Origin of the sequence: Leeuwenhoekiella sp. H156, from assembly GCF_052218455.1 — a bacterium.
GTDB lineage: Bacteria > Bacteroidota > Bacteroidia > Flavobacteriales > Flavobacteriaceae > Leeuwenhoekiella > Leeuwenhoekiella parthenopeia.
Genome location: NZ_CP197499.1, coordinates 3,100,195 through 3,112,963 on the forward strand (window position 1 = coordinate 3,100,195; position 12,769 = coordinate 3,112,963).

Sequence of the window (12,769 nt, forward strand, 5' to 3'; positions counted from 1 at the left end):
TTTAAATTTTATTTGTAGAGTTTATAAGATCTTTGACATCTATAGCTAATAATTCGGAGATGGCAATTAAGTTTTCTAAAGATGGCTGCACTTCGTTAGTACACCACCTTGATATAGTTGTTTCGTTTTTACTGAGCTTTTCTGCTAGCCATTTATTAGTCTTACCTTTTTCCGCTAGTACAACCTTCAATCTGTTAATTGCTTTTTTATTCATATGAATTAGCATTTAATGCTAATATATCTACTTTTAAAGTTTAATCAGTGGATTATACTATAGTTTGATTGGATTATTTTCTAGGAAAGAAAACTCTTTTACTTCAAAAGCCTAAATTACCCTTACTATGATGCAGGCCTTTTTTTTCAGAATTCAAATATTGCGTTATATCAAAACGTTATAGTGTTTTATGATATAGGTAGATAAGCTATTATGCGTTTCTGGTTGTGTTTGTGAAAATAGACTTGGTTTATAGGCAATTACAGAACATCGTAATTCTCATATTTTTTAAAACAAAAAACAGAATAAAACTTCATGTAATACTTTTTTCATCGATTCTATTTGCAGTTACCACAAAGTTTAACTCGAGACAAACTCCTCTTAACAAAGCCCTCATAAAAAAATGAGCCAAAGCAAATACCTCAATATCAAATTACAACGAACTATTAAAGAGCAGCATTTATGGGGATCTTTTAAACAGAGATCATGGAGGATAATAAATAATCTACGATAATTAGATTAAGTTAAATCAAAGATCATTTAAAAATTGGAGAATCAAAAAACTCAGAAAGACTAATATCTACAGTTTTACAAAACTTGTTAATTGAATATATTGTAGGTCCTCGATTACTTTTGGGGTTTATCCAAGCGTTAAAATTTTGACGATCAATATCAAGATTTTTAGAAGCGTCAGTTTGTGATTCAAAATAAACATCCAGTAGCTGATTAATACGCTCTCTGATATTTTTCTTTAATATTTTATCTTCTTCACTAAGTTGCGGCATATAGCAATTTGCCTATTCCATTATATTTTTTTGTAATGCATTTGCATTACAAAATATTTCTTTTATATTTACCTCATAATTATATATTTGCGAAACTTCTTTAAGTAACATATTAGAAGCATTCGCTTTGAATCTCGAATCAAAAACTGGTAATTTTTAACGTACGAGAGGATAAGCTAGGATGCTCACGGACCCGGGACGTGGGCGGACTACTTGTTGTACGTAGGCATACCAGTGCCCTGATTCGATAAGTTGATCCCTCACGTCCTTTTTTGTGTTAAGGACTTTCGTAATCTTCAACTTACTTTTTCAAAGTACCTGTTTCTTCTCATTACAGCTTCGCACCCCTAAACTCCCCCTACAAAATTATCGACCAGAATGGTCAACATCCCGCACGGGGTGAGGTGTTTAATTTTTTAATGTGATTTTGCCGATGAGTTAACACAAGGTGTTGTATTTGTTTTTCACGATAGCATTAGCTTGATCTGAGGAGATTTTTAGGTTCTATAGCATGTTTTGTTCATTTTCTTTAGCTCGCGATTCTCCTTGATTGCAATTGCCTGTTTAAGGAAATCCTTCGGATATGTGTAATTACAGATTCTAAGGATGTTCTGTTCATTTTCTTTGCTTCTCCAAAGAAACCCTTCGGCTATCGCTCAGGGCAGGCTCAACAAAAGAAAGGAGCCCCTCGCTTAGGAATTTTTCGCCTTAAGGGCGAAAACCGCCTTGTCAGCTCCGCGTCGCTACATTTGCTATTTTAAAAGTAAAGTAGATCATGCCAGGAAATGATGCGATCTTAAAGCCTATGCGCCATCTGGCTCATTCGCTAAAAAGGTCTACCAGACCTTTTTTTAACGCTCTGACCTGGCTATTCTGAACCGAGGGCGAACTAAAGAATGATATTCTTAGTTCCTATTGGAAACGGCCTACTTTTTACATCTGTAGTAAAACAAGCAAACGCCGCAGCGATGGGCAGTGGAGGATGGCTTAGCGCAGCGGTTTGCCATCCGCACGATAAGGAGTTTGCGTAGTTTTCAAGGATGTAAAAATAAGCCTAGCGTTTTTTGTTTCTTTTTTGGGCAATGCAAAAAAGAAAGAGAACAAGAATAGAAGTAAGAATCTTGCTTTAGCAGCACTATTCTGATTAATCAAAATACATAAACCATAAAAAATAAAACTTATGTATAACGCACGTGTTTACGGGTACACGTCCTATACCGCTAATGCACCCGTGGGTTATGGGTTATTTCCCTACGAGGTAGCCTGTAGTTGGGTGGGAAATGCCGGTTTGCCTGGTGCAAACGGCCTGGGCTTATACCGGGTAGGTTTAAGCACACCGGTGAATTAGTGAAGGTTTTATAAGATGTTTTGATCTGTTCTGTTCATTTTCTTTAGCTCGCTGTTGCTTATTGGTTTTGGAGCTCGTGAATCTCCTATCGTCGATTTGCTTGTCCAAAGAAAACGAACCAAAAGAAAAGAGCCCCTCGCTTAGGAATTTTTCGCCTTAAGGGCGAAAACCGCCTTGTCAGCTCCGCGTCGCTGCATTTGCTATTTTAAAAGTAATGTAGAGCATGCCAGGAAATGATGCGATCTTAAAGCCTATGCGCCACCTGGCTCATTCGCTAAAAAGGTCTACAAGACCTTTTTTTAACGCTCTGCCCTGGCTATTCTGAACCGAGGGCGAACTAAAGAATGATATTCTTAGTTCCAATTTTGGAAACGGCCTACAAGAAGGTATCGTAAAATTTAGGGCAGAGCGTTAAAGAATAGTCCGGTGGACTATTCTAGCGAATGAGCCAGCTTGCCGCGTTGGGCTGTTTTAGTTAGAAAGAATGCAGTGCAGCGAACGATAAATTTAGATACCGTCTTGTGAGCCTTGATCTTTTGGTTCTTTTGTATCAAGACAAAAGAAAGGAATCAAGCGAGTACAACGGAAACTTCCTGCTATACTGAGAAAAGAAAGTTTAAGAAGTAAATTTTAGAACATTGCTATAGAACGTTTGAATTAGCCATAAAAAAAGAGCTGACAGACCTTAGGGTCTGTGAAAAAGAGAAGCTTTTAAGCTCCAGACCTTCCCCTCAGAGTGGAATCAGCGGGGGAAGGCGTGAGCTTAAACAAAAACTATTGTTTAATATACACGACGAAGTTATGAAAAATAAGACTACGCGCCTTACGGGGGCTGCGTTGCCGGGGCTTTTATGCCTTTTAATGAGCCTGAGTGCCTTTTGGGCCAGTGCCTCACCCCTTCAAAATCAGGTAACCGGGAGGGTTACTGATACGAATGACAACCCCATTCCCGGGGTAAGTATTTCCCTTAAAAACACGAACACCGGTACCCAGACGGATATGGATGGGAGCTTTGAACTGGAGGCCTCGCCTCAGGATACCCTGCGTATCAGCTATATTGGGTTTAAGACTTTATTGCTGCCGGTAGGGAATCAAACCAGCTTTACTATCCAACTGCAGCAGGATATTACTGATCTGGGCGAAGTCACCATCAATGCCGGGTATTACAACACCACGCGCAGGGAACAAACGGGGAGTATCGCCCGGGTGACCGCCGAAGAAATCGAGCGGCAGCCGGTGACCAATCCGCTAGCCGCCCTGCAAGGCCGGATGGCAGGGGTCTCTATTGTGCAGCGCAGTGGGGTGCCAGGTAATGCGCCCAGTATTCAAATCCGTGGTCAGAATAGTCTGCGCAGCGGCTTCGGGAATTCGGGAAATCTGCCGCTGTATATCATAGATGGCGTACCTATAGACAGCGCACCACTTAATAGTTCAAGCGGGCTTACATCACCTAACCTGGGAGGGATAGACCCACTCAATACCTTGAACCCTGCGAATATTGAAAGCATCGAAGTGCTTAAAGATGCCGATGCTACCGCGATATACGGTTCGCGTGGGGCCAATGGCGTAATCCTGATCACCACCAAACAAGGTACAGGCGGGAAGCAAAAGACCCGGTTTAACGCACAGATCTATACCGGGGCCGGTGTGGTACCCCGCAAACTGGATTTGGTTACCACAGCTGATTACATCAGCCTAAGGCAGGAAGCCTTTGCCAATGACGGCACAACCCCTACGGAATCGAATTCCCCTGATTTGCTTTTGTGGGACCCGGACCGCTATACAGACTGGCAGGAGACTCTTTTTGGGGGGACTGCGGAAACCACCGGAGTGAATCTGGGCGTGAGTGGTGGGAGCGAACGTACGTATTACAACCTGGGTGTGGGCTATCAACGTGAGACTTCGGTGTTTCCTGGTGATTTTAAGTATACCAAACTCACTGCAAACCTGAGCCTCAATCACCGCAGCAGTGACGAGCGTTTTAAGTTGCAATTGAGCACCTCCTTTGGCAGTGACAACAACCGGCAGTTTGACGGGAGCAGCTTTGTAAGTACCGCCCTATCTCTGGCGCCTAATGCACCGGCATTATATACCGATGACGGAGAATTAAACTGGGAAGACTCGAGTTGGAGTAATCCACTTGCCACTTTATACCGGGAGAGTGAAGCCCGGGTGCAGCAGCTTATTAGCAACCTGAGTTTAAACTATGCCATAACCCCACAACTGGAAGCACGGTTAAATACCGGCTATACCCTGCTAACTAGTGAGGAGGTCACCCAGCAACCCATCCGGTTTTATAATCCCGCTCTTTGGGCGAATGCACGCTCCCGCTCCATACATCTTAGTGCAGGGCGCCAATCCTGGATTGTGGAACCGCAACTCAATTACCGCAATACCTGGGGGAAGTTTAATCTGGATGCTCTGTTAGGGAGTACCTTTCAGCATCGCCAGGGCTCAACGCTTAATATAGTGGGTATTGGGTATTCCAACGATCAGTTACTGGGAAATCTCGCAGCTGCAGAGCAGGTGGTGGTGGCCGATAACAGCACAAGTGAATATGCCTATGCAGCAGCTTTTGGGCGTATCGGTCTTAATTACGCCCGTAAATACTATTTGAATCTAACCGGAAGACGGGACGGCAGCAGCCGTTTTGGTCCGTCCCGGCGTTTTGCCAGTTTTGGGGCTGTTGGTGGAGCGTGGATTTTGAGTGAAGAAAGCTGGATGCAAGGTCTAAAGCCCTTTTTATCGTTTACCAAATTGCGCGGCAGTTATGGGTCGGCCGGAAGCGATCAAATAGGGGATTACGGGTATCTGGATACCTATTCGGCCACCCCGGGAGGGGGAGGTTTGTATCCCACCCAACTCACGAACCCCATTTATTCGTGGGAGCGCAACCGCAAACTGGAATTGGCTTTAGAACTGGGTTTCCTGAAGGATCAATTACGTCTGAATACGAGTTGGTATCGCAATCGCTCTTCCAATCAGCTGGTGGGCTATAACCTGCCTGCTATCACGGGTTTTACCAGTGTACAGGCCAATCTGGATGCTACCGTTGAAAATACCGGTTGGGAGTTTGAAGCCTCCACAAATCTAAACTCAGGGCGCTTTAGCTGGCAGGCTTCGCTGAATGTGAGTATTCCTCAAAACCGCCTGGTGTCTTTTCCCGGAATAGAAGAGAGTTCGTATGCCAATACCTACAAAGTAGGGGAGTCCCTTAACATTCAGTTTCTCTATGACCATACCGGGGTAGACCCCGAGACGGGGTTGTACACGTTTGTGGATGTCAATGAAGATGGGGTGTATAATTTCGATGACCGCGTGGTGGTTAAAGATCTTACCCGCACGCTCTTTGGCGGGTTTCGTAACCAGTTTAGCTATGGGCGGGTGAGCCTGGATTTTTTATGGGAGTTCGTCGTACAGGACGGCCAGCAGTATTATTCCTCAGGAGTTCCCGGCAGATTGGGCCCCATACTGCAGGAAGATTACGAACGGCGCTGGCAAAGTCCGGGAGATATGGCATCGTTTCAAAAACTCTCTCAGGGACTGGATGCCTTACGAACTTATTTCAGATTTCAGACCAGTGACGGTATTTATACCAATACCTCTTTTTTACGACTGCGAACGCTGGGGCTAAGCTATGAGCTCCCTACTGAAAAACTGGGGATAAACTCGTGCATCTTGTTCTTGCAAGGGCAGAACCTCGTGACCTTTACGGATTACAGAGGATTGGATCCTCAGTCCCCCGGAACCACCTTACCCGCTTTACGCACGCTAACTGCGGGGCTTAAACTTAATTTTTAACGATATGAAACATTTTAGAAATAACCATCTACACCTGCTATGCTTACCGGTGCTGTTGTTGCTATGCGCCTGTGAATCTTTTGTAGAAGTTGAAGTACCGAACGACCGCATCACCAGTGTGACGGTATTTAGCGATGATGCCACCGCCCGCGAGGCGATGGACGGGGTCTATATTCAATTGTTTAATACGGCCTTTGCAGCAGGAGGTAACCAAAGTGTCAGTTTTTTGGGCGGGCTCTCTGCTGATACCTATACCGTAACCAATGCAGTACCTGAAATGGAAGCCTTTGCCGCGCATCAACTGGAAGCTACAAATAGTTTGAATCTGGCTTTATGGTCTGGCGCTTACAACACGATTTATATGTGTAATGCGATTCTGGAGGGGGTTGCGGACAACAGCAGTTTAAGTCCGGATAACCGTGCTGCTTTGGAAGGCGAATCCCGATTTATACGGGCTTTTGCGTATTTCTACCTGACCAATTTATACGGGGATGTGCCTTTGATTACCCAAACCAATTATACCGTCAATGCTTTAAAAGCCCGAAGTCCACAAACTGAGGTTTATGATCTGATTTTGGAAGATTTAAACCGTGCAGCCGAACTATTGGATACCGGCTATCCTGATAATGATAGGACCCGGGCGAATCGTTTTACGGCTTTGGGCTTGCTGGCGCGGGTGCATCTGTATCGGGAGGACTGGGAGCAGGCGGAAATCTACAGCAGTGAAGTACTGGCCGCGAATGATCTGTATGAGTTGCCTGATGATTTAAATACGGTGTTTTTAGCCAACAGTCGGGAGGCTCTGTGGCAAATATCACCCGAGGGCTGGGGCGGCACGTTTACCCATACCCGCGATGGCAATCTGCTGATCCGCATCACCCCAACCGGGAGCCCGGTCAGCCTGAGTGAAAACTTTATGGAGGACTGGGAAGCATGGGATCAAAGGCAAGAAAACTGGATTGGGAGTTTTAGCAGCAGTAGTGAAACCTACTATTATCCCTATAAATACAAGATTCAATACAACGCTACAGGTTCTAACTATACCGAATACTCCATGGTCATGCGTCTGGCCGAGCAGTACCTGATACGGGCAGAGGCCCGTACCCGGCAGGGCAAACTGGAAGCGGCGGTAGCTGACCTGAATGTTATACGGGAGCGTGCCGATCTGCAGCCTTTGGTTTATACCCCGGCAATTACCCAGGAACAGCTGCTTGACGAGGTGATGCAGCAGCGTCATTACGAACTCTTTAGCGAATGGGGGCATCGCTGGCTGGATTTAAAACGTACCGGCCAGACCCTGGAAGTACTGGAAGGAATACAGGAAACCGATTTGCTATACCCCATCCCCGAAGCCGAATTATTAAAGAAGCCTAATCTCACTCAAAATGCAGGATATTAATCGTTTAAAATCATTGAATTTCTTTAGCCTGGTATGGATCTGTTTTCTGGTATACAGTCCTTTTATGTATGGTCAAACCGAAGCAGATACCATAGAAACCGGTATCCGTAGTGGTACTCTGGATAACGGGATGCGGTATTTGATCCATTCTAAAGCAGCCTGGGAGGGACAAAACGTATCTATGAATTTATATGTAAATACGGGTTATGAAATGGAACAGGAAGGACAAACGCACCTGGCCCATTATCTGGAGCATTTGCCCTTTGCAATTTATTTGGATGAAGCTACTGCCAAAGGCGGTGCTTTACTGGAGGCTGTTCGTAGCGGAAAATATCCCTGGCAGGGATATACCAATGTAAGACATACCTGCTACCTTTTCCTTTTTGATACGGTAGGTTCTGAAATCTATACTGCAGAGTTGGATTTGCTAAGCCGAATCATTGGGGGAAGTTTAAAACCGACTCCTGAAAACCTAGCAGCGGAACACGGCAGTTTTTATCAGGAGTACATACATAGAAATGGTCATTTAGGATACGATGAAGAGCGCCTGTTCTGGAACCTTTCAAAAGTTTATGCTCCGGCTGTACGACCGGAACACTATTTTGATCACGTTAAAGGTTTTAATAGGGATGCTGTATCCTCCTTTTATAACGACTGGTATCATCCCCAGCGGGCTACCCTGATGATGGTGGGGCCTATTACCGATCTGGATCGGGCAGCGCAGGATATGGAAAGCTATTTTGGAAAATTAAAAGCTACTCCTGCTAAAAAACTGGTTTATCCTAAATTGGAGTATTTACAACGCCCCAACCAATTTATACAATTGGAACAGCTTGAAACTGATGAACCGGAGCTCTCCGAAACGAAAATCGATTTATACTGGCGTAACCGGATCCCTCCAAAAGCAGAACCTAAAGCTTTACAGCAAAAGTGGATGTATGAAATGTTGTATGCGCTTATTGGAGATCACCTGCCTCAAATACCTACGACTTATAAGCTGCATTATACACTTGGTGTTGATAAATCTGGTGAACTGCCTGCACTGGGACTAAACCTAAAAACTTTTACGGGAAGGGAACGGGGAGCAGTGGAGGAAGTGGCAACCGCCCTTAATCAGCTTAAGAAACAGGGTGTTGATCAGGCTGCTTATCAGAAATACCGGCAAAGGGAATTAAACGCTATTGATCAAAGGGATAACAATACTTTGGGAGCGGTATTGAGTACTTATGATCAACGGATGCTGGCAGAGGAATCTTTGGAATTTGATCAGCTTGCTTTAAAGAAGCGCTGGTTAAATGGGCTCTCGTATGATACTGTAAATTCGGAGCTCAAAGCCTTTTTAAGAGACGGGCCTCAGGATATTGGGATTTTGGCCCCCAAAGGTGCCGCTGTATTAAATTTAAATGAGGCTGAGTTCCGCAGTTGGCTGGATCAGGCTAAACTGGGGGTAGGTACGGAGGCAAATGAGGAGCTGAAAACGAAGTTGATATCCGATTCGCTCCTTGCCCGGTTGCCTCGTGTTCCTTCTAGAGATTTGGGTAATGATACTTTAGGAGGACAACTAATACAACTGACTAATGGTGCGCGGGTCGTACTTTACCCTCAGGAGGGTGCTCCACTAAAATTACATGGCTTCCGCAATGCAGGTGCCAGTAACCTGAATAAAGAGGACTTTATAAGAGCCCAGCTTGTACCGGAGTGGGTACATACCTCGGGGGCGGGTGCTTATACCCATTTTGAAATGCAACGCATGCTTACCAATCTGGGAATGATTTACGGCAGGGCCTTGTATGTAAACCAGGAAGAATCCGGTATAAAACTGCAGGCCCCGGCCGAGCGTATTGAAGCTTTGTTACAACTGGCTCATTTGTATTTGTCTGCACCCCGGGAGGATCCCGAAGCCTTTACCTATTGGAAGGAGGATGAATTCTTATTTTACAAGAACCCCCCTTACGGGAGGGAGGAACACGATTTAACCGTACTTAGTAAGAATGTTCTTAAGGAAGTAAATCCTGGTTTAACAGCTGAGGAACGTTATAAGGCGGTACAGCTATCTACTATGACTGAATTGAAGGAAATTTATCAAAGCTTATTTCAACATCCTCAGGAGTTTTTGTTTCTGCTGAGTGGAGATTTTAGCGAAACAGAAGTCATACCGCTTTTGGAAACCTATTTGGGTAATCTGCGGGTATCTGAAAATCAGGTAAAACGGGAAGAAAAAGTTGTAAGTTATTTACCTAAAGGACCTTTAAAGAAGACGTTTAGAATTCCCGGTATACTGCCTTCCGATCTGAACCTTAGATTACAATATTCCTATCCTATAGCCCGGGATGACTGGAAAGCACAGGTTAACTTAAAACTGATGCGGGAAGTAATTAATAACCGCTTATGGGAACTGCGTCATGTTAAAAAAAGAGGCCTTTATATTGTACACGTCGTTTCTAATTCGAATATAGATATGCAACGCGGCAATTTGGTAATTACATTGCCAACGGTTGTCGGGATGGAACAGATGCTGATAAGCGATGTGGAGGAGTTGGTATCCTGGTTTAAAGAACATCCTATATCTGAGAGCGAATTAAATGCGATTAAAAGTAGATTTTATTTAATGGGAATTACGGGTAAATCCATTATAGATAAAGGATATCGCTATTATAAATGGGATTTGCAACTGCCCGATCCGGAAGCGGTTAGAGCTTATTTAGAAGTTGTAAGTCCTGGGGATATTCAGTCTTTTATACAGGAAAAACTGGTGCCTGAACATCGGTATATTTTTATGGGTAAGGGAGTCCCTGAAGTTAGTAATTAAAATAACCTCCCCATAGAAGCGGCTATGGGGAGGCATTTAAAACACCTTAAAAACCTGGTTTAAGGTGTGCCGGGAATGACGTATGTTGTTTCTACACCACTTTGTTTTGGGATAGTCAATAACATATCATCATATACCTCAAAAACCTGTTGGTTAGGATCTTCCTCAAAACGTACCTTACAATCATATCCGGTTCCCGTACAGGGGTCGGAGCTTAATTGTGTAGGAGTACCATCCAGGTCAATCCATCCATTTGACTGGTTTGCGGTATTGGCAAAAGCCAGGCCTACTGCCAGCCCCAGTGTCATCACCGGGATCATTATTTTAGACTTTTTCATAATAAAAAGTATTAAAAGATTATGCCTACTCGAATTCGAAGGTTTTCGGCTCTCCCTAATCGTCGTGCACACGATTCATATTTTAAATGTTGGTTATTTTAAAGTGTTTAAAACGGTAACAGCCCCAATAAGCCAAGCCAGTAAAAAGCAGGTTAAATATCAGATGCTGTTGCCAGGTAAGGTTATTGATAATCCCCCCACAGGAGCATGGCAGTTGCGGACTAAAACTGATCATCCCGGCTATATATACGGTAAATACACTCATCAATACTGCAGAACCTATTAACCCCAGCCGGCGAGTTCCAGATATGAGCAGCAAGGCTGCCAGGCTGTATTCTGCAAACGGGATAATCCATGCCAGTACTCCAGCAAATGGTTTTAGAAAACCGACCTGACTCATCTGTATTTTAAACTGGTCAAACTCGATTACTTTAGCCGTAGCGGCATACATCCAAAGCAGGCTAAGTGCCAGAGAAATACCCAGGTTGATGTTTGTGCTTTGAGACTTTAAGGTTTGCATATCAGAACTTTACTGCAAGTTCCGAAAGAATACTTGACAATTTTGGATAATGATTTACCTCTAAGGGATTAATTCCCCGCTTTCCTCAATTCCCGGGGAGTGCTACCGAAGTGATTTTTAAAGGAGCGTGAAAAATGAGAAGAGGTTTTAAAACCCATCATGACTGCAATAGCTTTTAAAGGGATGGAAGAGGATTCTACCAAAGTTTTGGCATAATTGAGGCGTTCTTCCATTTGAAATTTAAATACCGTGATTCCATAAAGTTCCTTAAATCCGTTTTTTAGTTTGAACTCATTGGTTCCAAACTCGTGAGCAAGTTCTTGTAAGGATCCCAGAGATTCAGCGATATTCTTTTCAATGTGGGCGTGAATCTGTTTGATGATGCTGATATCCTCTTCATTTTTTAAAACCGAATCCGAAAGATCAAGGAAATTTTTATAGTGATTTTCTCCTTCAGATTCAGAATACATACTGTCCAGGTGCTCCCTGATATTTACAGTACGTACGCCGGTCAATAAAAATTTAGACTTGGATTCTTTGGGATATAATTCATTCAAAAAGAACGTGATCGGTTGTTTAAGCTTCTTTTTACCTTTTAAATTTAAATTTAATTTTTTGGGGAACTTGTTGATCTCTGCAATAGCCTTAGACCAAAGATCCTGAGATTCTTTATCCAGGAGTTCTTTAAACTTCATTCCAATCAGGCGGGATTTTTTAATAGGAATATAGTCCTTGTAAGAGGATGTGACCCCTTGAATATTATAATCCTCATCCAATACAAAACCTATGTCAATAAGATGTTCATAGGTTTTTCTGCTTTGTATCAGATAGAGGTTTTCAAAATATTCGGAGAGCTTGTCGGCCAGCATATTGATCAGGACCGTGATGGCTTCAATCTCATCATCATTTGTAGTGGTAGGAATACGGTAATTTAAGTTACCCCTTCCCATCTCAATAATCATTTTCTTAATTAGGGAGATTCTTTCGTCGTCATTAGTATTAAATTCTGTTTCCATACCGGTATTAATTTATTCATTACACTAAAGGTCATAGCGTTACTTAGATATAAGACTTTAAAAAGTCTAGTGCTTGTTCTTCGTTGGTAAAAATTCCGGTAGGGACCAGATGTGTATTAGATTGGACAAAAAACTCTGCCCTGGCTTTATTGTGAATAGGCTGTACCAAAAAGCTAATGGCTTTAGTCAGCAACGTGCCTTCATAGGCAAAAAAGTTCCTTGCGATGGTGTCTGCATCCAGAAGCTTACTGGCATCGCATAATACGGGATATGCGCGTCCATTTTGAAATTGAATGCGATCTGACACAATACGCCTGGCAAGCTCGATACCTCGTATCTGGGTAGGCTTGTACTCAAAAAACAGGATGGAATCTGCAATTCGCATCCTGGCATAATCGGTTTCTAAAAAATTGTGCATAATCATAATCCGCACCAAATTAATATAAATAATATGTTCAACTCATATAATTACTTGTCTCTAAGGGATTTTATGATCCTTTACAGGCTTTTGGAGTCAACTAATTGCCTTTAAGGGATTA

The 12,769-nt window shown here is 43.3% G+C and carries 11 protein-coding genes; 5 read left to right on the forward strand and 6 right to left on the reverse strand.

The window, feature by feature from the left end; all coding sequences use genetic code 11:
- Position 1 precedes the first annotated feature (1 nt).
- Positions 2–214 (reverse strand): helix-turn-helix transcriptional regulator, encoded by a 213-nt coding sequence (locus ACSSS3_RS13330; protein ID WP_442845027.1) that lies wholly within the window; start codon positions 212–214, stop codon positions 2–4.
- A 536-nt stretch (positions 215–750) separates the two neighbouring features.
- Complete coding sequence (locus tag ACSSS3_RS13335) at positions 751–999, reverse strand: hypothetical protein (RefSeq protein WP_442845028.1); 249 nt, start codon at positions 997–999, stop codon at positions 751–753.
- A gap of 896 nt (positions 1,000–1,895) precedes the next feature.
- On the opposite strand from ACSSS3_RS13335, the gene ACSSS3_RS13340 reads away from it, so the two are divergent.
- The 5 genes from ACSSS3_RS13340 (at position 1,896) to ACSSS3_RS13360 (ending at position 10,356) form a co-directional block, all read left to right on the forward strand.
- A complete protein-coding gene (locus ACSSS3_RS13340; RefSeq protein ID WP_442845029.1) occupies positions 1,896–2,030 on the forward strand; it encodes a hypothetical protein in 135 nt (44 codons plus the stop codon).
- Positions 2,031–2,179: 149 nt separating this feature from the next.
- Positions 2,180–2,347 (forward strand): hypothetical protein, encoded by a 168-nt coding sequence (locus ACSSS3_RS13345; RefSeq protein ID WP_442845030.1) that lies wholly within the window; start codon positions 2,180–2,182, stop codon positions 2,345–2,347.
- Positions 2,348–3,148: 801 nt separating this feature from the next.
- Positions 3,149–6,148: a SusC/RagA family TonB-linked outer membrane protein gene (locus ACSSS3_RS13350; protein ID WP_442845031.1), complete on the forward strand. Its 3,000-nt coding sequence runs from the start codon at positions 3,149–3,151 to the stop codon at positions 6,146–6,148.
- A 4-nt stretch (positions 6,149–6,152) separates the two neighbouring features.
- Positions 6,153–7,547, forward strand: coding sequence for a RagB/SusD family nutrient uptake outer membrane protein (locus tag ACSSS3_RS13355; RefSeq protein ID WP_442845032.1), 1,395 nt, complete (start codon positions 6,153–6,155; stop codon positions 7,545–7,547).
- Positions 7,534–10,356: a M16 family metallopeptidase gene (locus ACSSS3_RS13360; protein ID WP_442845033.1), complete on the forward strand. Its 2,823-nt coding sequence runs from the start codon at positions 7,534–7,536 to the stop codon at positions 10,354–10,356. The genes ACSSS3_RS13355 and ACSSS3_RS13360 overlap by 14 nt, the downstream gene beginning before the upstream one ends.
- A 59-nt stretch (positions 10,357–10,415) precedes the next feature.
- On the opposite strand, the gene ACSSS3_RS13365 is transcribed toward ACSSS3_RS13360, so the two are convergent.
- From ACSSS3_RS13365 to ACSSS3_RS13380, 4 genes are all read right to left on the reverse strand, one after another.
- Positions 10,416–10,694: a DUF6520 family protein gene (locus tag ACSSS3_RS13365; protein WP_442845034.1), complete on the reverse strand. Its 279-nt coding sequence runs from the start codon at positions 10,692–10,694 to the stop codon at positions 10,416–10,418.
- A gap of 82 nt (positions 10,695–10,776) precedes the next feature.
- Positions 10,777–11,214: a MauE/DoxX family redox-associated membrane protein gene (locus ACSSS3_RS13370; RefSeq protein WP_442845035.1), complete on the reverse strand. Its 438-nt coding sequence runs from the start codon at positions 11,212–11,214 to the stop codon at positions 10,777–10,779.
- Positions 11,215–11,282: 68 nt separating this feature from the next.
- Positions 11,283–12,230: a helix-turn-helix domain-containing protein gene (locus tag ACSSS3_RS13375; protein WP_442845036.1), complete on the reverse strand. Its 948-nt coding sequence runs from the start codon at positions 12,228–12,230 to the stop codon at positions 11,283–11,285.
- Between the two features lie 43 nt (positions 12,231–12,273).
- The gene (locus tag ACSSS3_RS13380) at positions 12,274–12,654 is read right to left on the reverse strand and encodes a DUF7793 family protein (RefSeq protein WP_228228412.1); all 381 of its coding nucleotides are present in this window, start codon (positions 12,652–12,654) and stop codon (positions 12,274–12,276) included.
- Between the last annotated feature and the right edge of the window lie 115 nt (positions 12,655–12,769).